The following is a 25,439-nucleotide window of genomic DNA, read 5'->3' as shown; positions in this document are numbered from 1 at the left end:
TCATTTTCTCGAAGGGACCCCAGTGAAGTTCACCCGCCTCGGCACCGTCAGCATCATCGCGATGACCAGCGCACTCGCGCTCACCGGGTGTGTACCCACCGACCTTAGCGACGCGTCTGGCCCCTCCGGGACCATTATCGGCGCAGGGGCGTCGTCACAGCAGGCCGCGCAAGAGGCCTGGGTGCGGGGCTTCCAGCTCGCCAACGTGGCCGCTACGGTCGAATACGACCCCATCGGCTCCGGAGGAGGACGCGACACCTTCATCGGTGGTGGCGCGGTGTTCGCGGCATCCGACCGTGCATTCACCGTCGAGGAGATCGCCGAAGCCGACTTCGTTTCGTGCGTTCCTGACACCGGCATTCTCGAAATCCCGGCCTATATCTCTCCCATCGCGATCATCTTCAACCTCGACGGCATCGACTCGCTCAACCTCGACGCTGACACGATCGCCAGCATCTTTGCGGGCGAAATCGAGCAGTGGGATGACGCGGCCATCGCCGAGCAGAACCCCGGCGTCGAGCTGCCGAGCCTGAACATCACTGCCGTCCATCGTGCAGACGACTCGGGCACCACCGCCAACTTCACCGACTACCTCACTGGCGCAGCGCCCGACGTGTGGACGGTCGGTTCAATCGAAAAATGGCCGCTCGAGTTCGGCGGAGAAGCCGCACCTCAAACATCCGGCGTTGTGGATGCTGTCACCAACGGAACCGGCACGATCGGCTACGCCGATGCCTCGCGCGCCGGTGACCTCGGCACAGTGGCGGTGAAGGTCGGTGACGAGTATGTCTCCTACTCGCCGGAAGCCGCCGCGGCCATCGTGGATGTCTCGCCCTTCGGGGAAGGTCGCGGAGACACCGACTTCGCGGTTGAGATCGATCGAGCATCCACCGCAAGCGGCGTGTACCCGGTAGTGCTCATCAGCTACCTGATCGCCTGCAACGAATATGTTTCCACCGATCGCCTCGATGTGCTCACCGGCTACCTCGACTACGTCATCAGCCCCGAAGGTCAGCAGGCTGCTGCCGCGTCAGCAGGTTCGGCCCCCATCTCCGACTCGCTCTACGAAAAAGCGTCGGCAGCCGTCGCCGCCATTAAGTAGTTTCGGCACCCTCTGACACCTCATCCCCGAAAAACCGGGGCTCTCCCGTCTCCTGTTGATGGGTCGTTTACCTCCCGTTTACCTAACCGGGCAAAAGTGGCTACCTGCCGTGCCTAAGTTTTCTATTTGGGTCGCACCGACCTGAAACCTGTAATCAACATCCCGAAGGGAAAACTGTGAACTTCAAGCGTCTTGGCACCATCGGTGCCATTGCTATCGCAGGCACCATCCTCCTCTCCTCCTGCGCCACAGCAGCCGAAGACGGCAGCAGCGATGAGAACATGTCCGACCTCACCGGCACCCTCGTTGGCGCCGGCGCTTCGTCGCAGCAGTCAGCCCAGGAGGCCTGGGTTGCTGGATTCCAGACGGCGAACGAGAACGTCACTGTTGAGTACGACCCCATCGGTTCTGGTGGAGGACGCGATACGTTCATCGGTGGCGGAAGCCAATTCGCTGGATCCGACCGCGCATTCAAGAGCGAAGAGATTGACGAAGACAACTTCGCATCCTGCGTTCCCGGCACCGGCATCCTCGAGATCCCTGCCTACATCTCCCCCATCGCGATCATCTTCAACATCGACGGCATTGACTCGCTCAACCTCGACGCTGACACGATCGCCGGCATCTTCACGGGTGAAATCACCAACTGGAGTGACGATGCAATCGTCTCCCAGAACGATGGCGTAGACCTCCCCGACCTCGGCATCACCGCAGTTCACCGCGCTGATGACTCGGGAACGACCGCGAACTTCACCGACTACCTGTCGGCTGCAGCTTCCTCGGTATGGACCGTCGGATCGATCGAAACTTGGCCAACCGAGTTCGGTGGCGAGGGTGCTCCTCAGACCTCTGGTCTCGTTGACGCAGTAACCAACGGAACCGGAACCATCGGATACGCCGACGCATCGCGCGCCGGTGACCTCGGAGTCGTAGCCGTCAAGGTCGGCGACGAGTACGTGCCGTACTCGCCCGAAGCTGCAGCAGCCATTGTTGACGCATCGCCCTTCGCAGAAGGCCGAGGCGAGACCGACTTCGCTGTTGAGATCGACCGCGCAACCGAAGAATCGGGTGTCTACCCGGTCGTTCTGATCAGCTACCTCATTGGTTGCAACGAGTACGCGTCAAGCGACAACGTTGATCTGGTCAAGGCCTACATGTCCTACATCATCAGCGACGAAGGCCAGGCAACTGCCGCCGAGTCCGCTGGTTCAGCACCGATCTCCTCGACTCTGTTCGAGAAGGCTCAGGCTGCAGTAGACGCCATCAAGTAACACCTCGAGTCTGCTTCGACCCCGTTGCTACTAGCAGCGGGGTCGGGCAGACTTTGCACTGGGCCCGGCGCACCGCGCAGTCCCCGTGAGCACCACGCAGTACAGATCACGCACTAAGCCAAGCCAGGGATAAGGGATACTCGACACATGACCTCGACTGCGGCCCCCCGTATTCGCGCGAAACAGCGCCCCGGAGACCGCCTCTTCTCAGGTACGGCCCTCACCGCTGGCGCGCTCATCCTCGCGATTCTCGCAGCCGTCGCTGCCTTCCTCGTCATTCAGGGTGTTCCCGGAATCACCGCGGATCCAGAAAAGACGACGCTCCTTGAAGGAACGAACTTCTGGGCGTACGTTGGTCCGCTGGTCTTCGGAACGCTCTGGTCGGCCGGCCTCGCCCTCATCATGGCCGTGCCAATCGCCATCGGCATCGCGCTCTTCATCTCGCACTACGCGCCGCGCCCGCTGGCAGCAACCCTCGGCTACATCATCGACTTGCTTGCCGCAGTGCCCTCCGTAGTCTTCGGCCTCTGGGGCGGCAACGTTCTCGCCGTCGGAGTGCAGCCCGCCTACGCCTGGCTGGCCGACAATCTCGGCTGGATCCCCTTCTTCGCCGGCCCAGCCTCGGGCACCGGCCGCACCATCCTCACCGCTTCCATCGTGCTCGCCGTCATGATCCTGCCGATCATCACCGCCATCTGCCGCGAAGTCTTTCTCCAGACCCCGGTGCTGCACGAAGAAGCTGCACTCGCCCTCGGCGCAACGCGCTGGGAAATGATCAAAATCGCGGTGCTTCCCTTCGGTCGCGCCGGCATCGTCTCGGGAGCAATGCTCGGCCTCGGCCGCGCCCTCGGTGAAACCATGGCTGTTGCCATGGTGCTGTCGGCCTCCAACGTCATCACCTTCAACGTGATCAGCTCGACTAACCCGTCGACAATCGCCGCGAACATCGCGCTGAGCTTCCCCGAGGCCTACGGACTCAATGTGAACGTACTGATCGCAACAGGCCTGATCCTGTTCGCCATCACGCTGATCGTCAACACGATCGCGCGCTACATCGTCAACCGCCGCAAGGAATTCTCGGGAGCGAACTGATGACTACCACCACCCCCGCGCGCCCCATCGAGAACGCCTACGCCGCCGGGCAACTGCCCCGCTGGGCTCCCCTGCTTATCCTGATTAGCAGCCTCGCGACCTTCGTGATCATCTTCCTGTTCATTCAGGCAGGCCAGCCAGAAGGCGAGTTCAACGTCGTCGGCGCCGTATTTTTCGGCGTCGTGCTCTACGGCATCGTGCTCGTGACCGTCTCACGACTCGTTGAAGGCCACCGTCGCGCCACAGACCGACTCGTCACGACTCTGGTTACCCTCGCGTTCGTTATCGCTCTCCTGCCGCTCATCTCACTGCTCTACACCGTGGTGATCAACGGTGCAGCCCGCTTCGACCTCGACTTCTTCACCCTCTCGCTGCGCAACGTCGTCGGCGAAGGTGGCGGTGCAGCCCACGCCATCATCGGCACCCTGCAAATGACTCTCGCGGCAACCATCATTTCGGTTCCCATCGGCCTCATGACCTCGATCTACCTCGTCGAATACGGTCGCGGTCGTCTTGCCCAAGCGATCACCTTCTTCGTGGATGTCATGACCGGCATCCCCTCGATCGTCGCCGGTCTCTTCGCCTACTCCCTCATCGTGATTTTCTTCGGCCCCGGCGTTCGGGTCGGAATCGCCGGAGCTGTCGCCCTGTCGGTGCTCATGATTCCCGTGGTCGTGCGCTCGAGCGAAGAAATGCTGCGACTCGTGCCCAACGAACTGCGTGAGGCGGCGTTTGCACTCGGCGTGCCCAAGTGGCTGACCATTCTGAAAGTTGTGCTGCCGACATCCATCGCCGGAATCACGACCGGTGTGATGCTCTCCATCGCCCGCGTCATCGGTGAAACCGCCCCGCTGCTCGTTGCCGCTGGCTTCACCAACAACTTCAACTACTCGCTGTTCAGCGACCGGATGCAGAGCTTGCCCGTGTTCGTGTACAGCTCCTACATTTCTCAGGGCACCGACGCCCAGGCCTACATCGATCGGGCGTGGGCTGGAGCACTCACCCTCATCCTGATCGTGATGGCACTGAACCTCCTGGCACGCATCATCGCCAAGATCTTCGCCCCCAAGACCGGTCGATAACCGAAGGAACCCCTATTCGTGTCTAAGCGCATCGAAGTCAATGACCTCAACGTCTACTACAGCAAGTTTCGCGCTGTAGAAGGTGTATCGCTCACCATTGAGCCCCGTACCGTTACTGCCTTCATCGGCCCGTCTGGTTGCGGCAAATCAACGTTCCTGCGAACCCTGAACCGCATGCACGAGGTGATTCCCGGTGCGTACGTTGAGGGTGAAGTGCTCATTGACGGCAACAATCTCTACGCGCCCGGTGTTGACCCCGTCAGCGTTCGCCGCCAGGTGGGCATGGTCTTCCAGCGCCCCAACCCGTTCCCCACGATGTCGATTCGCGACAACGTGATCGCTGGTGTGAAGCTCAACAACTCGCGCATGAGCAAGAGCGACGCCGACGACCTCGTCGAACAATCCCTCATCGGCGCAAACCTGTGGCAAGAGGTAAAGGATCGTCTCGACAAGCCCGGCTCTGGCCTTTCTGGTGGACAGCAGCAGCGACTCTGCATCGCGCGCGCCATCGCTGTAAAGCCCGACGTCGTGTTGATGGATGAGCCGTGCTCGGCCCTCGACCCCATCTCGACTCTGGCCATTGAAGACCTCATCGAGGAACTCAAGCAGGACTACACGATCGTGATCGTGACCCACAACATGCAGCAGGCCGCCCGAGTCTCTGACCGCACCGCTTTCTTCAACATTGCCGGCACCGGCGCTCCTGGCAAGCTCATCGAATACGACGACACCACCACGATCTTCTCGAACCCTAGCGTGCAGGCAACCGAAGACTACGTCTCGGGCAAGTTCGGCTAACGAGCCGCCTGAGCACAACAGATCAGCCCCGCGCCAGCTGGCCGGGGGCTGTTCTGTTGTCTGCTCGCACTCTCTAGAAGAGGGTTTCTCCGATGTAGCCACCCTGCTGGCAGCCGGGCGGAATAGCGAAGACCGCCGACCCGACGGGTGTGGTCCACGTGTTGAGCAAGTCAAGCGTGTCGAGGGCTTTTTGCACGGGGACAAATTGCTTATCGACATCCGCTTGGAATGCCGCGAAGAGCAGCCCCGAGTTCGAAACGCTCTCGGCACCCGTCAGCACCGTGTCGTCGTAGTTGTAGCCACGACGGAACATCTTGTTAGCTGCCTCGTTCTCTTTCGCCCGACGAACATGGGCGAAGGCGGGAATGACGGGGAAGCCCAGTCTGTCTTTCGCCTCCAAGTCGGGTTCGTCGCCCTCAACGGTGCCGGTGAGGGGCGCACCGGTGTCGAGGGTGCGACCGATGGTCTCTTCACGACCGAGGCGATCGATTTTGTCCCAGCCATCAAGATCCATCACGATGCGACGCAACACAAAACTCGTGCCACCCTCCATCCACGACGGAACGTCTGTACTCCAGACTGCCTCGCTGAACTCGGTGGTGCCGGGCGAAGGGTTGCCAGTGCCATCGAGCTGACCGAAGAGGTTGCGCATAGTGGCGGCGGGATTCTCCGCTCCTGCAGCGCGACGGAAGCCGCTTTGCGACCACCGCGGCAGAGCGAAGCTCCGAGCATCCTTGAGCAGCATTCGCGCGGTGTGAGTGACCGTCAGCGGGTCGTTAGCGCCGATCTGGATCAGGAGATCCCCATCGCAATAGGCCGGATCGAGCTTGTCGATGCCGAACGCCGGAAGCGGGCCGAGCCACGCGGGCGCGGCTTTGCCTGCCAGCTCGACAACGCGCGGCCCGAAGCCGAAGGTGACCGTGAGCTGCGCCGGGATGACGGCGAGCTCAGGCTCGGAGTCCGCCAGAGCGGGCTGCCCCGCCGTGAGGCGAGCTGCGTCATCCGTCAAGACGCCCATAAGGCGACGCAACCCAGAAGCGTCGATATCGTCGCGCAGATCGAGCGCGATAAAGACGGCGTTGGACTGGGCTGGCGTTTCGATGCCAGCCTGGTGCACCCCATAGAACGGCACAGCACCTTCAAAGGCCTCCTGCGGGGTGAAACCCGCAGTCGTGTTATCGCCGGTGCTTGTGGGCGCGACCGAACCCGAAGTGTCGCCAACGATGCTCACTCCGGCTGCTGTTGCCGCGCCGACGCCCGCCGCGGCGGCACCTCCCCAGAGGAGGTGCCGCCGCGAGAGCCGACGCGAAGTGTCAGGCTCTACTGGTTCAGACAATTACTCGTCCATCTCCATGTCATCGTGGTCCATGTCCATCTCGTCGTCGCCCTCGTAGTTCTCGTTGGCGCCGGAGTAGTCCTTGGCCGGAGCCGTGAACTCGAGCGTGCTGCCATCATCAAGCGTGAGGGTGACAGTGACGTCATCTCCCGCAAGAATCGGCTCAGTAACGCCCATGATCATGATGTGGTTTCCGCCGGGCTCAAGCATGAGCATTCCGCCCGCCGGAATGGTGAAGCCACCCTCGATCGGCTGCATGACCATGTCGCCCGATTCGTTCTCCAGCGTCTCGTGGAGTTCCGTCATATCTGAGGCACTCGTGGTCGCCGACACGATCGTGATGTCGTGATCGGTGGGGTTCTCAACCATCCCAAACGCGGCCGTCATGCCGCTGTCGATTGCCTTGACCCACGTGTCGGACGTCGTGAGAGTGGTGGCGGTCGACTCCATGCTGTCGTCGCCATCGGTGGATGCTGCGGTCGAGCATCCGGCGAGAGCAAGCGCTCCTGCCGCGAGAACGGCGATGAGGCTAAAGGTGTTTTTGGTGCGGATCATTTCTGTATTACTTCTTTCGTCGAATCCAGAACCATCGCGCTGCGATGACTCCGGCAAAAAGGACGATGCCGCTACCGGCACCGATGAGGCTGGTAACAACGAGCGGACTCATGCCCGTTATCGAGTTGTCTGTTGCTGAGGCAGCGGTGTCGAGCTGCTCAGGGGTGTCTTCTTCAAGGCCGAAGGTTGCCCCCGGCGTCTCCTGACCAACCGCGAATTCGAAGCTTCCCGAAATCGGGTGGCCGTCGCTCGACACCACACGCCACCGCACCTGATAGCTGCCCTCAGGCATCTCAGGTAGCAGAGGCTGGATGGCGGTGCGATTTGTCACCTGCATGGGTCCACTGACCCAGTCGGTGCCGTCGGCATCCACCACCATGGCGAGCTGTGTGATGTCCATGAGCTCGCCCGTAAATTCGAGAGTGATCTCGCTCGGGGCAATCTCAAGCACTTCGTTCTCATTCGGCGTTTGCCCGATGATTTGATCGTGGGCAAAAGCCGTCTGAGGCATCGCGAATACGAGCAGAGCAGCAAGAGCCACTCCCCCGACTACGCGCGCACAAGTACGCACAAACGTCATCTGAGTTGTCAGCTTTCCGTTGTCATCGCGGAGGCACACACAGCCCATCAGGGGCATGCGCGCAACCGCACAGGGGCGGCACAAAGCCACCACACTGCAGAGAGGGTTAGAAGAAGACCGCGCTGACGGTCGGTGGCCCTCTGCGGCTCACAACAGAACGCAACGACTGCAGCGTTGCCATGATCTCGTCACGGCAGACGGCGCTAGCAACAACCGTGCGACGGATGACAACAGGAACAACCTGAGTCGAGAACAACTGACGAAGGTGGCGGCCAGCGCTCGCAGCAATCGAACTGAGTGCGGTGACGCCCTGGCGCAGCGCCGCAATCGTGATGATGCCGGCGACAATGTGGCCTGCGGTCATAGCCCCCGCACCGTGGACGCCGTGATTAATCGAACCCGCAACAACCGTGAACGCGAGGTCGTGGTGTCCGCTGGACTGCGCCACGACGTTGCCCGGATTGCCAATAACCGCGAAGACGGTGTGGAAGAACGTTTGAGCGATCGTAACCGCCACGGCGACGCGCGGGAGCGACATCCGCTTTCCGACGAGCGGAATGCTGATGAGCGCCGCGAACGTAAGGGCGAGCACGAGAGCAACCCAACTGGGCATGCTGCCGCCACCAAAAACGTGGGCGGCCGCGGCAACAAAAACCGAGAAGGCAGCGACGATCAGCGCCCGGAGAACTTGAGTTCCCCTGCCGATCATGATCGCTCCTCTGAGTGCGTGAATGTGCCGTGGAGGCGAGCGGACTGTTAGCCGCTCGTCACTAGTTTACGCGCTCTCGAAGACCACAATGGGATCGGTAGTTGGCGCATCCGAGCCACCCTTTGGTTCGATCGTCACACCGACAACATCGCCTGCACCCATATCGCCGTCCAAGACGCGCCACGTTGGACCGTCTTCAGCGGCATCCATGAGACCAGCCGGGCGTGCACCGGAGTCATCGATGTACCACAACTCGTAGACCTGATCAGCCGGCAACGCTTCAAGACCATCAACGATGACCGCGGATGCTGCGAGCTCACCCGACCACACGAAAGTAGCTGTAGCTCCTCCCGCAACAGTCGAAACCAGACGCTGCGAATCACTCGCTGCATTGATCGCCGCAAGCTTGTCGGCCTGCTGCGACGCAAAGCTGGACTGCTCAATGCTCGAGCGACCGATGGAATCGGCCACCACACCACCCGCGACAACGAGCGCCACTGCGGCAGCAACCGCGGCGAGCGCCGTTGCCGGACGCGTAAACCAGCGGGCCTGAGCCTTGGTCTGAGCGGGGGTCGCCGGGGCAGCAGCCGAGGTGCTTGACTGCTCAGCCGAGCCGTCAGCCGCGAGCGAAACCGAGGCCGCCAGGGGCGTGACGTTGGAGAGTGGCGCGGATGCGGCATCCTCACTGTCTGAAGCTTCGTCAGCCACCACAGCGGTGTCTGCCTCGCGCGGCAACTGCGGCGTCTGCGCAATCATCGCCATGAGGTTGGTTTTGAGGGCAGGAGGCGGAGTGACCGGGTCAACGGCCAGGCCGAGTGCTACTGCCGTGTCAGAGAGTTCAGTGGTTTCGGTGCGAGTTTCGCTGGACGAGGCCAGGTGCTTCTCGAATGCTTCGCGTTCTTCTGGGCTTAACGCGTTGAGGGCGTAGGCACCAGATTGGGCGGCGAGGTCGTCGTTGCGGTCGTTCATGATGCCACCCCCATTTCGTCGCGTAAGCGGATCATTCCATCACGTAGTCGGGTTTTGACAGTGCCGACAGGAACCTTGAGCATGGTCGCCACCTCACTGTGGCTATAGCCGCCGTAATACGCAAGGGAAACAGCTTGGCGCTGGAGTCCAGTCAGTCGGGACATGGCCTTCTCTACCCTTTCGTGTTCGAGTCGGACTTCTATGGTTTCTGAAACGTGATCGTAGTCCGGGTTGTGATCACGGATGCCGATACGCACGTCACGGTCGCGAGACGACTGCGATGCACGCACACGGTCAACGGTGCGGCGGTGAGCCATGGTGAGAATCCAGCTGACCGCGGCGCCCCGGTTCGAGTCGAAACGGGTTGCGGTCTGCCAGATCTCTAAGAAGATTTCTTGCGTCACTTCTTCAGACTGCGAATGGTCACGCAGGAGCCTCTTGACGAGTCCAAAGACTCGGGGGGCCATCTGGTCATAGAGCTCGCTAAAAGCGGCTTGATCACCAGCGGCGACACGCTCGAGTAGGTCTTGCGGGCTTGTGGCGGGCACACCGGGTTCTTCGGGCGTTACGCCGATATCAGCTTCACGAGACATAAGGGCAAGCATGACAGGTTCCTGTGCTCCTTCATCGCGGTTCGAGTGGTTCAGCAGCGAATCTTCAGTCAGTGGATGCGGGGCCAACGATGGTTTTCATCGGCTGCTTTCACTGGTGGGTAATTCGGCGCCCTCGCGCAAAGGGTTTGGTCGGTATTCAGAAACCGTGGTGCCCCCTAGCAGCACATCGCCGGGGCAGAAGAAAAGCCGAGCCACAGAGAACGCCTCACGACGCAGGGCCGCTCTAAGCGGCTAATTTTGGAGCCCGGGGTTACTGTGGCCCGGCGAAGAAAAGTGTAGCAAAGGGCTTCCTGTGCGCACGCTCCGAATGCGCACCCGTGAGCAGACGCCCTTTGTTTCCGGTTTGTGCGGATTTCGTGACAAATATATTGCAATGCCGATGTTTTCGACACTTTTTAATGATTTTCCTGCGCATATGTGCAAATATCAGTCAGCCCTACAACGCAGCGGGGCGTCCGGTGCACGTCACGAATGCTAGGAGAACTTGTCATGAAGTCCAAGCCTTTACCTGCGGATCCGATCATCCGCGAGCTGGTCCGTAAGGCCCAGAGCGCCACCATGAATCGACGTGCGTTGCTGACTGGCGCCGCTGCTGGCGCGACCGGGCTTGCACTTTCTGCCTGCTCGACCGGCCCTGCTGAATTGACCGCAGCCCCAGACACCAGCGCCACCGACAAGCTCGTCCGTTGGGACAACTGGGCGCTGTATGTCGACGTCGATGACGCAGGCAACTACCCCACCATCGACGCCTTCGAAGCTCAGACCGGCATCACGGTCGAATACACCGAAGCTGTTGACGACAACAACACCTACTACGCCAAGGTCAAAGACCAGCTCTCCCTCGGCAGAGATATTGGCGCCGACGTCGTTTGCCTCACGGACTGGATGGCCACTCGCCTCATTCGCTTTGGCTACGCGCAGAAGCTTGACCGCAGCAAGATGCCGAACGTCGAGAACCTGTTGCCGTCGCTGCAAAATGTCGACTTTGACCCGGGTCGCGAGTTGAGCATCCCGTGGCAGGGCGGCTTCGCAGGCATTTGCTGGAACAAGGAACTGCTGCCCGGTGGAATCGAATCCGTTCAGGACCTCTGGAAGGCCGACCTTAAGGGTCGCGTCGGAGTGCTCTCTGAAATGCGCGACACCATGGGCCTGATCATGCTCGCCCAGGGCGTCGATATCTCTGGAGACTGGGGCGACGACGAATTCAACGCAGCGATCGACGAGTTTTCGAAGCAAGTCGCCGATGGCCAGATTCGAAACATCAAGGGCAACTCGTACAAAGAGGACCTCGTCAACGGCGACACCGTTGCTGCGATTGTGTGGTCGGGCGACATCGTGCAGCTGAATGCCGAAAACGGCAACAAGTGGGAGTTCATCGTTCCCGACGATGGCGGAACCCTGTGGAACGACAACTTCATGGTGCCGATTGGCAGTGGCGCGAAGTCGAACGTGGAAGAAATGATCAACTACTACTACGACCCCGAGGTCGCTGCTGAGGTCGCCGCCTACGTGAACTACATCACTCCCGTGGTCGGCGCGAAAGAAGCGATGATGGCTATCGATCCTGAACTCGCCGAGAACAAGCTGATTTTCCCCGACGACGAGATGCTGTCGAAAGCGTTCGTGTTCCGTGAGCTCGACAGTTCTGAAGAGCAGAAGTACAACACCGCTTTCCAGAGCGTCGTGCTCGGGGCAGCTTAATGACGACAGACACCTTTGCGGAGAGTGGCGCAGACCTTGAGTTGGTGGGAATCCATAAACGTTTCCCCGGCTTCACCGCGATTGAAGAACTCAATCTCACCATCCCCGCAGGGTCATTCTTTGCACTGCTCGGACCGTCTGGCTGCGGCAAGACAACGACGCTGCGACTCGTCGCTGGCCTCGAGGCTCCCACCGCCGGACGGATCTTGGTCGGTGGCACCGATGTGACCAACCAGAAGTCGTTCCAGCGACCCGTCAACACGGTGTTTCAGAGCTACGCGCTATTCCCGCACATGACCGTGCTCGAGAATGTCGCTTTTGGGTTGCGCCGCCGCAAGATGGCCGACCCTCTGGGCAAAGCGCACGAAGTGCTGCGACTAGTGGAGCTCGATCACCTCGCTAGCCGGCGACCTCAGCAACTCTCCGGAGGGCAGCAGCAGCGCGTTGCGCTGGCACGTGCCATCGTCAATCGGCCAGCACTGCTTCTGCTCGATGAACCACTAGGAGCGCTCGACCTCAAGTTGCGTCGCCAAATGCAGCTTGAACTCAAAACCATCCAAGAGGATGTCGGCCTGACGTTCCTGCACGTAACCCACGATCAAGAAGAGGCCATGACTATGGCCGACACGATCGCCGTGATGAACAAGGGCCGCATAGAGCAGATGGGCGCCCCTCAAGAGCTCTATGAATTGCCCAGGACAGCATTTGTGGCGAACTTCCTCGGGCAGTCCAATCTGTTCACCGGCCCCGTTGTGAGCACGACAAGCGCGGGTGTGGCAGTGGATGTCGCGGGTCACAAGATTGTGGTCCCTGCCGCCCGAGCCCACCGCACAACCGGCGAAATCACGATCGGCGTGCGCCCCGAGAAGTTGACCTTGCACTCCGCAAAGCCCATCCATGACGCTGATGTCAACGTGATGGGCCCCGGTCGCGTCACGGATGTCTCGTTCAGCGGTGTGAGCACTCAGTATTTGGTTGAGGTCCCCGGCGCAGGCACGCTCATCGTGTTCGCGCAAAACATGACCTTCGGCTCTGACGTCAAGTTCGGAGATGAAGTGTGGGTCAGCTGGGGCGTTGGCCACGGTTTTGGCCTTGACGACGATCCTGCGGATGCTCCGCGGTTCGAGGCTGACTTCGACACTCGCTCGATTGCCGCGCAGCGCCACCTCGAGGGTGCGTAGCGATGGCTTTCGCGGCTTTCTCTACGACAGCTGCTCCGTCTTCTTCTGACAGCATCAAGAAGAAGAGCCCGGTGGCGCTCCTGTTACTCCTGCCCGGCATCCTGTACCTCGTTCTCTTCTTTCTCGCTCCTCTGGTGTCGCTGCTGCTGACGTCGTTCAAAGTGCCGGCAGAGTTCGGAGACATTGGAGAGTTCAGTTACGCATTCCGTTGGGAAAACTACACCGACGTCATCAGCGCGTACTGGCCCCACATTCTTCGTTCATTCGGCTACGCGATCACGGCGACATTCTTTGCCCTGATCATTAGCTACCCACTGGCGTATTTCATCGGGGTCAAAGCGCGTCGTTGGCCACTGCTGCAGAGCCTCGCCCTAGTGATGGTCGTCGCGCCATTCTTCATCAGCTTTCTGCTACGCACGCTGGCGTGGAAGCAGATCTTCTCGGATGAATCGTTCTTGGTGACCTCGCTCAAAGCAATGTCGCTGCTTGCCCCGGATGCCCACGTCACGGGAACCGCCTTCTCGGTGATCTTCGGCCTCACCTACAACTTCATCCCGTTCATGACGTTGCCGTTGTACACGACTCTGGAACGGCTCGACGTGCGCTACCTCGAAGCGGGCAGCGACCTTTATGCGAGCCCGTTCCATGTGTTCCGCAAGGTAACCATCCCGCTGTCCATGCCAGGCATTGTGGCAGGCACCCTGCTCACGTTCATTCCGGCCGCGGGTGACTACATCAATGCGAGCCGAGAGTTTCTCGGTGGCACGGGAACCCAAATGATGGGCAACGTGATCGAAGCGAACTTTCTGGTGCTGCAAAACTTTCCGGCGGGAGCAGCACTCTCCATCATTCTGATGTCAGCGATTCTCGTGATGGTGAGTTTCTATGTGAAGAAGTCTGGAACGGAGGACCTGCTGTGAAACACTCCATCAGCAAATGGGTATTGCCCGCCTACAGCGCCCTCGCGCTGCTCATTCTCATGATTCCGATCGGCTACACCTTCGTCTACAGCTTCAACGATTCGCTCAAGTCAAACATCACGTGGCGCGGCTTCACTCTCGACAAGTGGCTCAACGTCTGCAACGTGCAAAACGGCGCAGTGTGCGAGGCCTTCGGCAACAGCATCTTCATCGGTGTCGTAGCAACGGTGCTGGCGACCACCCTCGGGACCATGATCGCAATAGCGATGGTGCGCTATCGGTTCAAGTTCCGCTCGCAATTGAGCCTGTTCCTGTTCTTGCCGATGGCCACCCCGGAAGTTGTATTGGGTGCCGGACTTGCTGCCCAGTTCCTGTCGATCGGTGTTCCGAAGGACATGCTGACCATCATTTTGGCCCACACAATGTTCTGCATCAGCTTTGTTGTTGTCGCGGTGAAGGCTCGTGTTGCCAGCTTGGATCCCGCGCTCGAAGAGGCGGGGCGCGACCTCTACGGCTCAGCGCTGCAGGTGTTCCTGCGCATCACGTTCCCGCTGCTGCTTCCCGGCATCCTCGCCGCCGCCCTGTTGTCTTTCGCGCTGTCGTTCGACGACTTCATCATCACGAACTTCAACTCCGGCGCCGTATCTACCTTCCCCAAGTACATCTGGGTATCGGCGGCGCGAGGAATCCCTGCTGAGGCGAATGTTCTCGCTTCGGCAGTGTTCATCCTCGCGTTGATCGTCGTCGTCACCGTGCAGGTATCAGGCGCGGCCCGCGCAAAACGGCTCGAGAAGCTCCACCACGCCGGCGTGAACTAGTCGAGGGAGCCTGAGCGGAATAACTTCGCGCAGGCCGTGAATTCTTGCGCGGTGAGCGAGTAGCGAGCGGCTCGAGTGGTGAGCTCACTGGCACGTTCGGGATTCAAGAGTTCTTGATCATCCGCAACGCTCGTCGCTCCTGACGCCAAGATGCGACTGAAGGATGCTGCACGATCGAGGGCGACCCCAAAGTCGCCGTGGAAGAGCCCACGCAGAATCTGGTCTGCAAGCTCCTTGATCTCGTGAGGCCCAGTCGGATTCACGGCACCAGTAACGGCGGCATCGATAGTGGGAAGAGTCTCGATACCGCGCTGGAAGAGAAGGCTCGTGCCTACCGCATCCTGTTGGATGACGGCACGCAGCAAATAGATGCGCCAGAGTGCGCCAGGAAGGCTGCTGGCGCTCGATCGCGACCAGAGCTCGGCGAGCGCATCAATGCCGTGCTTGTCGGTGTACGCGACGATTCGGTCGACTACGGCAGGATCATCCGAATTGCGAGCACCATCGATGAGTGCGTGGGCCGTGTCATGGGCCGCGCGCATTATTTGGGCTGGATCTTGACCGCCTTCGAATGTGTCAAACTTATCTCCAGAGTATTGAGTGGGCTTATGGAAGTTATCTGCCATAAGTTCACGGTACGCTTAACGTGTAGGGCTTGTAGCTCAGTTGGTAGAGCATCGGACTTTTAATCCGCGGGTCCCGGGTTCGAGTCCCGGCGGGCCCACATTTTTCTCCGCCTTAGGGGTAGCTGATTGCGGTTGCTCTCCGGCTTGCGGTTGTTTTCCGCATTCAGGAGCGTGCCGCGATTAGGCTCCTCATCATGGAGTTATGGGACGCTGGCGGAACGAACTATCTCAGCATCGAGCCCATGGCTTACCAGTTTGAGGATGTGCGCGTTGATTCGTACGACGCCAACTGGCTGCTGATCGATGGGCGCGCCCGTTGCGGCTCCGAAGAGTGGAACTTTCTTGAGCCATGCTTGCTCGTGGATGAGGCCCGCAGCCTCGGCAGGTGGCTGACGCGTGCCGCCCGCGGGCTCGTTGAGCCGATGGAGCTGAGCGGGGCCGGCGCGCTGCAGCCCACCATTTCTCACGTCGAACCGAATCTCGGTTTTGGCCTCGTGAGCTTCGCTCCCGCCGCCGTTGTGCTCCGTGTGTTCCTCTGGCTTGAGTCACAGCCGCCGAGCGTGACGAGCGAGATGGAATTCTTCATGGACCTCACGATCGCGCCGAGTGACCTCAAGCAGGCGGTCGCGGCGTGGGAGACGGAACTCGCCGAGTTCCCCCTGCGCGGCTAGGACGCTCACCGCGAGTGCTGCCGAGGCACTGCTAACGTCGCGCTCAACGCGCCCCTATGTGGGGACAGCGCGGTAGCATCCAGCCCCGTAGCATTTCATTGTGAGGTTCACTCACCCCGTGTTCGCGTCCCGGTGAGGAACCACATGACATCCAGCGACCCCCGCACTCTGCTCGCAGATTCTTTGGCGGAATTGGATGTTGTGCTGCGTCACGACATTCTCGACTACGTCTTCGACGGCAGCAATCAGGATTATCCGTCGCGGCTCAGCAAGAACGACCGTGCCGCGTTTTGCAGCATCGACACCCTTACCCGCACGGACTTCTACCTTCAGCTGGAGTCCATTGAGCGAGCCGACGATGAGACTCTCGTGCGGTGGGGTCGTTTTCTCTCGGCGGCACGAGTCGAGCCCCTCAGCACTCCTGGCGCGATGCCCAACTCTGTGTGGGCGCTCGTCATGGATGCCTTGTCTGCTTTCAGCCGCAACGGACGGCGGAGGTTTGCCGACATTCCGTTCACGTCGATAACGACTGAAAGAATCGCCGCGCTCATGCGACTTGAGCAGGTGAACGAGAATGATCTCCCCCGAACGTTGATCGCCGAACTAATCGGCACTGCAGACGATTACGCTCGCTATCGAGCCACCGGACTTCGAGCGATTCCCGGCATGGCTGAGTTTCTCGTCACGAACGCCGACGCGCTTGAAGACTTGCTCCCCAAATTCACGTACGGAGCGCTCTTCGAGTTAGTCAGAATCGCCGCGAGCCATCCCCCGCTTGCAGAGATGCATGGGGAGCTCATCGCAGCCCTCGCCATTCACGGCGATAAGAAATTGCGGATGCCTGCACTGGCCGTTCTACGCGGAATCGCCCCTGCCCGCCAACTCGCCGTTCTCGAAACTCTTCTCGAAACGGGGTCTGCAGCCCATCGCGAAAGGGTCATCTACGCACTGGAGAACGTGCCAGATATCCCGGCTGCCATCGGTGTACTTGAGCGCGCGCTTGCACGAGGCACGAAGGGCACGGTAGAGATCGATCGGGCGATTCAACGCCTCGCTATTTACGAGCTGTATGGAGCCCCGGAGCACATTGCGGTACCCGCGATGGTGCCACTCGCCGAGAATGTGCTCGACGACGCCGCTGTCGAATCGATACGCACGGCTGTCACGGACTACCGCGCACGACAGAGCCGCCTGGTCGAATCGGCAAAGAAAGAACGAGAGGATTTTCTCAAGAAATACCCGGGCAACGCCACAGGCAACTTAGTTGAGTCCTATGAGCAGCACGTCGTTGAGGCAGACGCGACGCTGAAAGCGCTACCCCAAATCGTCAACTACCTCTCCTACGGAGGCGAGGCACTCGAGCGCACTCTGTTATACCCGCTGAATCACGTAAGCCATCGCCTCGTGGGCTTCGCCCCTGTCAACTGGGTACGGCAATCAGGAACCTCCTACTGGGGACGTGGAGCCAGCGATAGCGATCGGGAGATCGACGCTCGTTCGATCGCACACGCGCTCATCCAATCGGGGTCGACGGTCAGCAACGCCAACATCCATATCTTCGGTTCAGCGCTCACCGACTATTTCAGCGGACCATCGCTGTTGCCCGCCCAACTTGTGGGCTTCATGGCGGAGAACCCCCACCTATTTGATGTGGTTCTGGGTCTTGAATTCGGTGAGATCGAAGGCCACTGGTCCGGCAACGATTTGCGCGCCGATGTGCTTCCGATTCTGGAAGCATCTCCCCGTCTCGCTGCGCGCTACTTACCCCTTGTTACTGACCTCGCAATCGGCACTGCAAAGTCGAATCGCGCAGCGGCTCAGCGGGTGCTGGAGAAGCACGGCCTGGCGGAGCGCATCGCCGAGGAGTCTCTCCGCGTCGGCAACACCGAAATTCGCACCGCAGCAGTGGTCTGGGTGGGATCGCTCGGCGGCGACTGGGCGGTTGATGCACTCGCTCAGCAACTCGAACAAGAAACAGTCCCGACAGTTCGCGCAACGATCATCGCCGCGCTTGAGCGACTAGGGCGAAACATCGGTGTTTATCTGCAGCCATCTGCTCTTGCGTCCGAGGCAGCCAAGGGACTCGCTAAGGGCCTGCCCAAGGAGATGGAGTGGTTTCCCTTCGCCGACCTGCCGACGGCCGCCTACGCGGACGGCGTTGAGGTGCCCTCCGACGTTCTGCGCTGGTGGACCGTTCTCGGCTTCACGCTGAAAGACCCTGCCGGTGCGGGTCTGCTGCCGCTATACCTGCGTACGCTCACTGCGGCGAGCGCCAGTGCACTCGGCCGCTTCGTGCTGACGACGTGGATCGCACGCGACGCGACGAAAGACGACGCCGTCTCCATGGAGAAAGCGTTCACAGCTGCTATCCGCTATTCAGGCATCGTGAAGGCACTCGCTCTAGATGATCCGGAAATTACGCGCGAAACTCTGCTGTTCTTCGACATCGTGGATGCAGATTTGCCACCGGAGTTTTCTCTCGCGAACTCAAGAGAGTTGGACTATTTCGAACGGGAACGTTTGCGGGAATATGGCAAGGTGCCAACCGCGACAGCACACCGTGGCATCCTCTCCCTCTGCAGCCACGTTCCAGGCGCCGAGCTTGCCGAAATCGTGCGGCAGTACATGAGACGTAAGCATTTGAAGCGGGCGCAGATCGACGCACTCCTCGTGGTCTTGTCGCTCTCGGGCGATCCAGAACCGACACAGCTCCTCGTCGCGACGGCACGGCGGTATCGCACCGCCGGCATCCAAAAGCGGGCTGGCGAGCTTGTCGATGCGATCGCCGAGGCCCGCGGGTGGTCGACAGACGAACTTGCCGATCGGATGATCCCGACCGCCGGTCTCGACAGTTCACGCACGTTCGCGCTCGACTATGGGCCGCGCTCGTTTGTGGCGCGCTTCGGCACCTCTCTCAAACTCAGTCTCGAAACTGCTGAGGGCGAACTGATCAAGGCACTCCCCGCCCCGCGCAAGGCTGACGAATCTGCTGCGGCAGCGAAAACCCACTTGGCCACCAACAAGAAGGAGCTCACCGCGGTCGTCACAATCCAACGCCGACGGCTTTACGACGCGATGTGCGTACGACGGGAGTGGACTGGCGCTGAGTGGCGCGAACGGCTGCTCGAGCATCCGATCATGGGCGTTCTCGTTGCGGCGTTGGTCTGGCACATCGATGGCATCACAGTTCGCCCTGATCTCGACGGCACCCTACGAACCGTTGATGGCTCGCCTGTCGAAGTGACCCCGGATGCCCGCGTGAGCGTTGCGCACCCGACAACGCTCGACACCTCCGTGATTGAGGCCTGGCGCGCGAGTGCAGCCCCCTTGGGGCTCGGCTTTGACCAATTTGGCGCAACCCCGATTGCCACCACAGGAACGGAATCACGGCGCGACAACCTCGACGGGACGGAGAGTGAATCGTTCCGACTCCGCTCGCGAGCGAAAGCGAGGGAATGGAACCGTGGGGAGACGGGTGACGACGTGAGCTTCTTCGAATACGTGAAGCGGTTCGATACCGTCGGGTTGGAAGGCGTGCTGTCGTTTTCGGGAAGCAGCTTGCCGGAAACGAACATCCCTATCGAGCTCGGGGCGCTCACCATTCGCCGGATCACTCCGCGCGGCAGCGGTGGCGCAGCACAATTCTCGGAGCTGCCACCCGCACTGCTGGCCGAGCTCGTTGCGGACTACGAGTTTTTTGGCGCGGCCTAGGCGCGTCAGCATGCACAGAGCTAGCATTGCTCCCGGTCATCTAAAACGATTCACAATCGTGCCAAGCAAAGGAGCTAGCCATGACATTCACTCCCCTTCGTATCGCCGTCACCGGTGGAAACGGCAAGCTCGGGCGGGCGGCTGTCGCAGGCTTGCGTGCGGCTGGTCACACGGTGATTGTGCTCGATATGGCTGGCCCCGACCGCACCCAGTTCACCTACGTTGACCTCACCGACTATGGCCAGGTCGTCGATGCTCTCGCCGGCGTGAACGGCCGCCACGACGGCGTGGATGCTGTCGCTCACCTCGGTGCGATCCCTGCGCCAGGGCTCTGGTCCGATGTGGCCACTTTTCAGAACAACATGAATGCCACGTTCAATGTGTTTCAGGCGTGCAAGCGACTCGGCATCAAGACAATCGCGTATGCCTCGAGCGAGACGGTGCTCGGGCTGCCGTTCGAGACTCCCCCGCCCTACATTCCGCTCGATGAGGAATACGAGACGCGCCCCGAGTCGACCTACTCAATGGTGAAGCATCTTGAGGAAGAGATGGCGCAAAAGTTTGTGCGCTGGGATCCCACGCTGACCATCACCGCGCTGCGTTTCTCCAACGTGATGGACCCTGCCGACTACGCCGAATTCCCGAGCTTCGATGCGGATGCCCGACAGCGGTCGTGGAACCTCTGGGGTTACATCGATGCCCGCGACGGAGCCAACGCCATCCGTCTGGCACTGGAAACCTCCCGCCCCGGCTATGACGTTTTCAACATCTTCGCCGCCGACACCGTCATGTCACGCCCGAATGCAGAGCTCGTGGCTGAGGTGTTCCCCGGCGTAGAGGTTCGCGGCGAGCTTGGCGTCAATGCGTCGCTGACGTCGATTGCCAAGGCCGAGCGGTTGCTCGGCTGGGTGCCGCAGCACAGCTGGCGGGACTAGCGCTCAGCTGGCGAAAACCCGCTGGTGGGCGTGCTGCAATCCCCGTGGTTTTACAGTGCGCCGACGGCGGCGATCATCGCCGCCGATATCGCGGGCAGAAGATAGGTGATCGCGACAAAGCCGGCTGAGATCGCCGCAGCGATGGCCCACGTCATCCGCACGACATACGCCTGGTTGTTTTCGCGATCCAGCGCCGTGAACCGTGCACGGTAGGTGGGGTCGATGGTGAGATCCGCCGTTGAGTGCCAAGTTCGTACCTCAACTGCGGCCGCGAGGATTCGCGAAAGCGCGTCGGCGTCGAGTGCAGTCGTGCGGCGCTTCAGCCACCGAGGTAGAGCCCGCGCATCCATGACGCTTACATCTTTGGGGTGCTGCTTGAACGTGAAGGATGCTGGCTCGACAATGGCCAACACCGGATGCACATCAACAGCAATCCCGGCGGCCCGCGTCAGCAACTTCGCGGCCCGTTTGGCCTCATGACGAGAGTTGCGAAGGTGATCTGTCTTCTGCCCGGAGACCATGAGCATTGTGTCGCCGACCCATATTTTCTTGCCCCGATGACGCTTCGTGTTGATCGTGAAAACTCCGCCCGGGCCGATGGCCACGTGATCAATATCGCTCGCGCCCTTACCCACCGGGACCGCATGCAACACAGTCCACTCCGGCCCAAGTCGTGAAAGAAGCTCGCCGACTTTAAGCTCACCGATCGCCCCAGCGAACCAGCTCTGCGCATCCGCGTGAACGGGTCGGGCACCGAAAACCCGCCGAAGCGTGCTGCGCGGCTCCATCGTCGCCTGAACGCGGAACAGTTCTTCAATAACTGAATACGCTGCCGGTCGATCAATCAAGTCACCCACCGCGTCTAACGGCGAAACTACCGGCACAGTGTGAACGTCTTCAGTCATTCTTTCCCCCCAAAGCGCACTCCCCCGAGCGCACTAGTCGAGAGTATCTCGCCTGCCACGATCGACGCTTCCCCCAACAAGGGCTAAGAGAGCAGCAGCATCCGCCGTAGCCGCCTCGAAACGGCGTACCGCAACGCCCGCTGAGACCCCCAAACCGGGCCACAAACCGCGGCGCGACCCGCCTAAACCCTTGTACCGCGCTGCAACTTGCCGCAGTATGTTCACCTCGCATCCATGTTGAAGTGTTGGACTATTTCTATGACCGGCTACGCGTCGCAGTATCCACGGCCCGACCATTTCGTTTTGCATCTGAGTGACACTCACTTCTTGGCGAACGGGGGGAAGCTCTACGACTCCCTCGACAGCGAGGTCAAGCTCCGGCAATTGTTTGCCGAACTTGAGGAATCCAACTCCCGTCCCGAAGCAATTATCTTCACCGGCGACATCGCCGACAAGGGCGACCCGGTGGCCTACCGCGCTATTCGCGAAATCGTCGAACCTGCAGCAGAACGCCTCGGCGCTCGCGTGGTGTGGGTCATGGGCAACCACGACAACCGCTCTGCGTTCAACGCACACCTGCTCGATGAGGCCGCCTCCGAAGACCCCATCGACCGAGTCATCGACATCAACGGGCTTCGCATCATCTCGCTTGATTCCACCGTTCTCGACCACCACTACGGCCATGTCACGGATGCCCAGCTGCTGTGGTTGCAGAATGTGCTTGCCACCCCGGCACCCCACGGCACCATTCTCGCCATGCACCACCCGCCGGTACCCGCCGTGCTTGACCTTGCGGTGACCGTCGAATTACGTGGCCAGAAAGAGTTGGCGGCTGTCATTCGTGGCAGCGACATCCGCAGCATCATCGCCGGCCACCTGCACTATTCCACGGCGGCAACCTTCGCCGGCATCCCCGTGTCTGTTGCCTCGGCAACCTGCTACACGCAAGACCTCAACGTGGCCGTTGGCGGCAGTCGTGGCCGCGATGGCGCCCAGTCGTTCAACCTGGTGCACGTGTATGACGACACCGTCTTGCACTCGGTGGTACCGCTTGGCGACTACGGAAGTCTCGCCTATGTGACACCAGAAGAGACCGCTGCAATTCTGGTCAAGGAGGGCATCACCATCGCCCCCGCAGTGAACCCGCACGTCACGGCTAGCGTCACCACTGACAGCACCGCTGACGCCGCGCCCACTACCGTCGCCGATGACACTCAGAGTGACGTCGCCACAAACACAATCTCAGCAATCACCGTCGCGGCATAGGGCACCACGCGTCAACCGCTAGCGGCTAGCCGCTACTCGGGCTCTGGCAACTCCCACGGGGCCGCCACCGGGTAGTACTCATCAAGGAATGAGCCGACTGCCGCCGCACGGTCCTCAACCGAGATCTCCGGGAAGCTGCCATCGTTGAGGCAGAAGAAGTCGCTCGTGCGCTTGCGCAGCAGCGAGCGCATCTTGCGCAAACCCTCAAGCGACGTTGTGTCGACGTACTTGACCTTGGCATCCGACTGGATCATTGCCTTGCCGCTCAGCAGCGCGAAGTAGTGGTACAACGAGTTCGTGACAGACACATCCGTGGCCTGGCGGAAGGCGCTCGCGCTCGTGCGCTTGAAATCTTCCGGGAAAGTCTGCTCGAGTTCCTTCATCACCGAAATGCGCAGCGGGGTCGCCGCGTGCTCCAGGTGGCGAGTGATCGTCGCGCCGAACTTCTCCTGAAGTAGTCGACGATTCACGCGGGCCGCGTTTTCGAATCCAGAGCGCTCAATGCTGCTCTCGCCCAAACCGATGCGGGTGCGTGCCTCGATGAACTTCGAGATGCCGCCAGGGGTGAAGAACGCCGAGGGGCTTACCGAGCGACCGAAGAACATGTCGTCGTTGGAATACAAGAAGTGTTCGCTGAGGCCCGGGATGTTGTGCAGCTGGCTCTCGACCGCATGCGAGTTGTGCGTTGGCAGGTCGTCGTGGTTCGCGAAGAAGTCTTCGCTGCGCATCAACGTGACCCGCGGATGATCGGCCAACCAGGCCGGGCGCGGAGAATCAGTAGCAATGTAAATGTTGCGAATCCACGGCGCGAACAAGTGCACGGAACGAAGCGCGTACTTGAGCTCATCCAGTTGTCGGTAGCGCGCCTCAGAGTCGTCGCCCTCGCCCACGATGAAGTTCGCCATGCGGGCCGCGCGGGCCTTTTGCCACTCGACCGCGGCACCATCAACCCACGAGAACACAATATCGATGTCGAACTGGATGTCGCTAGCCAGTGGCTCGAACATGCCCTTGAGCGTCGGCCATGATTGCCCATAGAACTCAACGGTGTCGTCGATGGCTTCACTGCGCGGCACCCAGCGGCGCATGAGGGCGTTCGGGTTCGGCGCGACAACCTCGTTGCGCACGTGTTCCCACAACTCAAGGCGCACCCCGAACGGCGCATCGAAACGCAGACGGCCCGCGGGCTCGACTCGAGGCCGAAACAGCATCATCGCTTTCGCCTTGATCGAGGAGACCAGCACACCATCGGCCACCAGCACGGGGCTATCGCGCTCATCCGAAGCAACAGGCTTGCCGTTCTCCTTGATGCGCGCCGGCTTCACATAGAAGGGCTCGTTTTGGCAGGCCGTGACCAACGCGTTCTTCAACGCCTTGCGATCCTTCCAATCGACGGCAACAACCGGGGTCTCGCCGTCGCCGCGCACGAGCAGAAACGGAATCTCAGCATCATCAAGAATGCCGCGAATAAACAGCAGGTCATCTCGCACCGCTTCGCGCGGCGTCAGAGTGTCATTGCTGAGCGCGAGGAGTCCATCGTGCAGAACAACATCGTCGCGGTTCATTACCGCAGGAGAAGAAACATGGTCAATCATGGGGCCCCGTCGTTATAGCGTGAGTGAGCTGCCAAGCGACCGAAAATCGGCGTGCCTTTAGCTTCTCTGAGAGTAGCCTGACCCGCTGAGAATCGGTCGGATTGCGCCCGGCAACGCCGAACTAGATGCTGCCGACCCTACGCTCACCCCTCGCTTGATTAATGAGCGATGCTCGCTACAGTGGACTTATCCGCTTCCACGCGGTCGAACAGCCTATCGGGAGGCTTTCATGTCTGAAGTTGTCTTGTGGAACTTGATCGGAATTCTGGCGATCGTCGCCTATGTGGCTCTGATCGCCGTAGCGCTGCTGCAGATTTACCGCTCCACTATGCCCACGAATACCAAACTCCTGTGGCTCATCGTGATTCTGGTTGCACCATTCCTCGGACCACTAATCTGGTTTGCGATTGGTCGCAATAGCGCCCTGCTCTAGAGCACGACGCCGCTGAATCCTGCATTTCCGCCCACGAGGTCACGAGTCAGCACTACCTGAGCGAACTCGTCGTGCAGGTTGACCCCCGTGATGCGCGAGAGCTCGGCGGCGGTTACTTCTTCGCCAAAAGGGCCCTCGCGGTCGAACGTGTGGGTGGCATCCACCACGAACGTGACGTCATAGCCGAGGTTGCCGCCCACCCGCGCGGTTGTTTCGCAGCAGTGGTTGGTGGTGATTCCGCACACCACAATCGAATCGATGTCGGATGCTTTCAGCCAGTCATCGAGATTGGGGCTGCCATGAAAACTCGAGTTCACGCTCTTGGTCACCAGCAGATCGGGGGTGCCCGAGAGTAACTCTTTGAAGGCGTTGCCTGGCGAGCTTGGATGCAACGGCGACGTGTCGTCGTTGGAATCGTGCCGTACATAGACGATCGGCCAGCCTTCGCGGCGCCAGTGCCCGATCAGCACCCCGATATTGGATTCGCAGTCGGCATTATTGCGCGGCCCCCAGTAGGCGACATCGTCAAACCCTTGCTGTACATCGACAACGATGAGTGCTGCAGCCAT

At 60.6% G+C, this 25,439-nt stretch carries 24 protein-coding genes and 1 tRNA gene; 15 read left to right on the top strand and 10 right to left on the bottom strand.

Annotated features, from left to right (window positions below; genetic code table 11):
* Positions 1-22: 22 nt before the first annotated feature.
* The 5 genes from I6E60_RS04530 (at position 23) to pstB (ending at position 5,345) form a co-directional block, all read left to right on the top strand.
* Positions 23-1,102: a phosphate ABC transporter substrate-binding protein PstS gene (locus I6E60_RS04530; RefSeq protein ID WP_197123335.1), complete on the top strand. Its 1,080-nt coding sequence runs from the start codon at positions 23-25 to the stop codon at positions 1,100-1,102.
* A gap of 176 nt (positions 1,103-1,278) precedes the next feature.
* Positions 1,279-2,373 (top strand): phosphate ABC transporter substrate-binding protein PstS, encoded by a 1,095-nt coding sequence (locus I6E60_RS04525; protein WP_197179060.1) that lies wholly within the window; start codon positions 1,279-1,281, stop codon positions 2,371-2,373.
* A 147-nt stretch (positions 2,374-2,520) separates the two neighbouring features.
* Positions 2,521-3,465 (top strand): phosphate ABC transporter permease subunit PstC, encoded by a 945-nt coding sequence (pstC, locus tag I6E60_RS04520; protein WP_197123333.1) that lies wholly within the window; start codon positions 2,521-2,523, stop codon positions 3,463-3,465.
* A complete protein-coding gene (pstA, locus tag I6E60_RS04515) occupies positions 3,465-4,547 on the top strand; it encodes a phosphate ABC transporter permease PstA (RefSeq protein WP_197123332.1) in 1,083 nt (360 codons plus the stop codon). The genes pstC and pstA overlap by 1 nt, the downstream gene beginning before the upstream one ends.
* Positions 4,548-4,565: 18 nt before the next feature.
* Complete coding sequence (pstB, locus tag I6E60_RS04510) at positions 4,566-5,345, top strand: phosphate ABC transporter ATP-binding protein PstB (protein WP_197123331.1); 780 nt, start codon at positions 4,566-4,568, stop codon at positions 5,343-5,345.
* A 73-nt stretch (positions 5,346-5,418) separates the two neighbouring features.
* On the opposite strand, the gene I6E60_RS04505 is transcribed toward pstB, so the two are convergent.
* The 6 genes from I6E60_RS04505 to I6E60_RS04480 form a co-directional block, all read right to left on the bottom strand.
* Positions 5,419-6,681 (bottom strand): Dyp-type peroxidase, encoded by a 1,263-nt coding sequence (locus I6E60_RS04505; RefSeq protein ID WP_197179058.1) that lies wholly within the window; start codon positions 6,679-6,681, stop codon positions 5,419-5,421.
* Complete coding sequence (locus tag I6E60_RS04500) at positions 6,682-7,236, bottom strand: copper chaperone PCu(A)C (protein WP_197179057.1); 555 nt, start codon at positions 7,234-7,236, stop codon at positions 6,682-6,684.
* Positions 7,237-7,243: 7 nt separating this feature from the next.
* The gene (locus I6E60_RS04495; protein WP_197179056.1) at positions 7,244-7,777 is read right to left on the bottom strand and encodes a copper resistance CopC family protein; all 534 of its coding nucleotides are present in this window, start codon (positions 7,775-7,777) and stop codon (positions 7,244-7,246) included.
* 145 nt (positions 7,778-7,922) lie between these two features.
* Complete coding sequence (locus I6E60_RS04490; protein ID WP_197179055.1) at positions 7,923-8,525, bottom strand: hypothetical protein; 603 nt, start codon at positions 8,523-8,525, stop codon at positions 7,923-7,925.
* A 66-nt stretch (positions 8,526-8,591) separates the two neighbouring features.
* The gene (locus tag I6E60_RS04485; RefSeq protein WP_197179054.1) at positions 8,592-9,494 is read right to left on the bottom strand and encodes an anti-sigma factor domain-containing protein; all 903 of its coding nucleotides are present in this window, start codon (positions 9,492-9,494) and stop codon (positions 8,592-8,594) included.
* Entirely contained in the window at positions 9,491-10,099 is a 609-nt protein-coding gene (locus tag I6E60_RS04480) for a sigma-70 family RNA polymerase sigma factor (protein WP_197179053.1), read from the bottom strand. Before I6E60_RS04480 ends, I6E60_RS04485 begins: the two co-directional genes overlap by 4 nt.
* A gap of 498 nt (positions 10,100-10,597) precedes the next feature.
* Here I6E60_RS04480 and I6E60_RS04475 point away from each other — a divergent pair, with 498 nt between their 5' ends.
* From I6E60_RS04475 to I6E60_RS04460, 4 genes are read left to right on the top strand one after another with little or no spacing between them, the layout of a single operon-like run.
* Positions 10,598-11,809, top strand: a complete 1,212-nt coding sequence (locus I6E60_RS04475) for a PotD/PotF family extracellular solute-binding protein (RefSeq protein WP_197179052.1) — start codon at positions 10,598-10,600, stop codon at positions 11,807-11,809.
* Positions 11,809-12,990 carry an ABC transporter ATP-binding protein gene (locus I6E60_RS04470; protein ID WP_197179050.1) on the top strand — a complete coding sequence of 394 codons (1,182 nt, stop codon included), beginning with the start codon at positions 11,809-11,811 and terminating at the stop codon, positions 12,988-12,990. Before I6E60_RS04475 ends, I6E60_RS04470 begins: the two co-directional genes overlap by 1 nt.
* Before the next feature lie 2 nt (positions 12,991-12,992).
* Positions 12,993-13,910, top strand: coding sequence for an ABC transporter permease (locus I6E60_RS04465; protein WP_197123313.1), 918 nt, complete (start codon positions 12,993-12,995; stop codon positions 13,908-13,910).
* Positions 13,907-14,728, top strand: coding sequence for an ABC transporter permease (locus I6E60_RS04460; RefSeq protein WP_197123311.1), 822 nt, complete (start codon positions 13,907-13,909; stop codon positions 14,726-14,728). The genes I6E60_RS04465 and I6E60_RS04460 overlap by 4 nt, the downstream gene beginning before the upstream one ends.
* Here I6E60_RS04460 and I6E60_RS04455 read toward each other — a convergent pair.
* Entirely contained in the window at positions 14,725-15,354 is a 630-nt protein-coding gene (locus I6E60_RS04455; protein WP_197123309.1) for a DNA-directed RNA polymerase subunit beta, read from the bottom strand. The genes I6E60_RS04460 and I6E60_RS04455 overlap by 4 nt on opposite strands.
* A gap of 25 nt (positions 15,355-15,379) precedes the next feature.
* Between I6E60_RS04455 and I6E60_RS04450 the strand changes: the two genes are divergently transcribed.
* From I6E60_RS04450 to I6E60_RS04435, 4 genes are all read left to right on the top strand, one after another.
* Positions 15,380-15,452: transfer RNA gene (locus I6E60_RS04450), tRNA-Lys, on the top strand.
* Positions 15,453-15,548: 96 nt separating this feature from the next.
* Entirely contained in the window at positions 15,549-16,025 is a 477-nt protein-coding gene (locus tag I6E60_RS04445; RefSeq protein WP_197179048.1) for a hypothetical protein, read from the top strand.
* Positions 16,026-16,169: 144 nt separating this feature from the next.
* Positions 16,170-19,736 (top strand): DUF4132 domain-containing protein, encoded by a 3,567-nt coding sequence (locus I6E60_RS04440; protein ID WP_197179046.1) that lies wholly within the window; start codon positions 16,170-16,172, stop codon positions 19,734-19,736.
* 80 nt (positions 19,737-19,816) lie between these two features.
* The gene (locus I6E60_RS04435) at positions 19,817-20,671 is read left to right on the top strand and encodes an NAD(P)-dependent oxidoreductase (protein WP_197123304.1); all 855 of its coding nucleotides are present in this window, start codon (positions 19,817-19,819) and stop codon (positions 20,669-20,671) included.
* A 50-nt stretch (positions 20,672-20,721) separates the two neighbouring features.
* Here I6E60_RS04435 and I6E60_RS04430 read toward each other — a convergent pair whose 3' ends face one another.
* Entirely contained in the window at positions 20,722-21,576 is an 855-nt protein-coding gene (locus I6E60_RS04430) for a nuclease-related domain-containing protein (RefSeq protein ID WP_197179044.1), read from the bottom strand.
* Between the two features lie 258 nt (positions 21,577-21,834).
* On the opposite strand from I6E60_RS04430, the gene I6E60_RS04425 reads away from it, so the two are divergent.
* A complete protein-coding gene (locus I6E60_RS04425; RefSeq protein WP_197179042.1) occupies positions 21,835-22,842 on the top strand; it encodes a phosphodiesterase in 1,008 nt (335 codons plus the stop codon).
* 32 nt (positions 22,843-22,874) lie between these two features.
* Here the strand turns inward: I6E60_RS04425 and I6E60_RS04420 are convergent, their stop codons facing one another.
* Entirely contained in the window at positions 22,875-24,407 is a 1,533-nt protein-coding gene (locus I6E60_RS04420) for a stealth family protein (protein WP_231601122.1), read from the bottom strand.
* Positions 24,408-24,666: 259 nt separating this feature from the next.
* On the opposite strand from I6E60_RS04420, the gene I6E60_RS04415 reads away from it, so the two are divergent.
* Positions 24,667-24,870 (top strand): PLDc N-terminal domain-containing protein, encoded by a 204-nt coding sequence (locus I6E60_RS04415; protein ID WP_197179038.1) that lies wholly within the window; start codon positions 24,667-24,669, stop codon positions 24,868-24,870.
* Here I6E60_RS04415 and I6E60_RS04410 read toward each other — a convergent pair.
* Positions 24,867-25,439, bottom strand: a complete 573-nt coding sequence (locus tag I6E60_RS04410; protein WP_197179036.1) for a cysteine hydrolase family protein — start codon at positions 25,437-25,439, stop codon at positions 24,867-24,869. The two genes, I6E60_RS04415 and I6E60_RS04410, sit on opposite strands and share 4 nt — an antisense overlap.

Origin of the sequence: Salinibacterium sp. SWN167 (genome assembly GCF_015864665.1) — a bacterium.
Lineage (GTDB): Bacteria > Actinomycetota > Actinomycetes > Actinomycetales > Microbacteriaceae > Rhodoglobus.
The sequence above is the reverse complement of the archived record's forward strand: the minus strand, read 5'-3'. Positions and strand labels throughout refer to the sequence as shown.

Excerpts from the sequence above, each read along its gene's own strand:
- pstC (WP_197123333.1), top strand. The coding sequence starts at position 2,521 with ATGACCTCGACTGCGGCCCCCCGTATTCGCGCGAAACAGCGCCCCGGA.
- pstA (WP_197123332.1), top strand. The coding sequence starts at position 3,465 with ATGACTACCACCACCCCCGCGCGCCCCATCGAGAACGCCTACGCCGCC.
- I6E60_RS04500 (WP_197179057.1), bottom strand. The coding sequence starts at position 7,236 with ATGATCCGCACCAAAAACACCTTTAGCCTCATCGCCGTTCTCGCGGCA.
- I6E60_RS04490 (WP_197179055.1), bottom strand. The coding sequence starts at position 8,525 with ATGATCGGCAGGGGAACTCAAGTTCTCCGGGCGCTGATCGTCGCTGCC.
- I6E60_RS04485 (WP_197179054.1), bottom strand. The coding sequence starts at position 9,494 with ATGAACGACCGCAACGACGACCTCGCCGCCCAATCTGGTGCCTACGCC.
- I6E60_RS04480 (WP_197179053.1), bottom strand. The coding sequence starts at position 10,099 with ATGCTTGCCCTTATGTCTCGTGAAGCTGATATCGGCGTAACGCCCGAA.
- I6E60_RS04475 (WP_197179052.1), top strand. The coding sequence starts at position 10,598 with ATGAAGTCCAAGCCTTTACCTGCGGATCCGATCATCCGCGAGCTGGTC.
- I6E60_RS04470 (WP_197179050.1), top strand. The coding sequence starts at position 11,809 with ATGACGACAGACACCTTTGCGGAGAGTGGCGCAGACCTTGAGTTGGTG.
- I6E60_RS04465 (WP_197123313.1), top strand. The coding sequence starts at position 12,993 with ATGGCTTTCGCGGCTTTCTCTACGACAGCTGCTCCGTCTTCTTCTGAC.
- I6E60_RS04455 (WP_197123309.1), bottom strand. The coding sequence starts at position 15,354 with ATGGCAGATAACTTCCATAAGCCCACTCAATACTCTGGAGATAAGTTT.
- I6E60_RS04445 (WP_197179048.1), top strand. The coding sequence starts at position 15,549 with ATGGAGTTATGGGACGCTGGCGGAACGAACTATCTCAGCATCGAGCCC.
- I6E60_RS04440 (WP_197179046.1), top strand. The coding sequence starts at position 16,170 with ATGACATCCAGCGACCCCCGCACTCTGCTCGCAGATTCTTTGGCGGAA.
- I6E60_RS04435 (WP_197123304.1), top strand. The coding sequence starts at position 19,817 with ATGACATTCACTCCCCTTCGTATCGCCGTCACCGGTGGAAACGGCAAG.
- I6E60_RS04430 (WP_197179044.1), bottom strand. The coding sequence starts at position 21,576 with ATGACTGAAGACGTTCACACTGTGCCGGTAGTTTCGCCGTTAGACGCG.
- I6E60_RS04425 (WP_197179042.1), top strand. The coding sequence starts at position 21,835 with ATGACCGGCTACGCGTCGCAGTATCCACGGCCCGACCATTTCGTTTTG.
- I6E60_RS04420 (WP_231601122.1), bottom strand. The coding sequence starts at position 24,407 with ATGAACCGCGACGATGTTGTTCTGCACGATGGACTCCTCGCGCTCAGC.
- I6E60_RS04415 (WP_197179038.1), top strand. The coding sequence starts at position 24,667 with ATGTCTGAAGTTGTCTTGTGGAACTTGATCGGAATTCTGGCGATCGTC.
- I6E60_RS04410 (WP_197179036.1), bottom strand. The coding sequence starts at position 25,439 with ATGGCTGCAGCACTCATCGTTGTCGATGTACAGCAAGGGTTTGACGAT.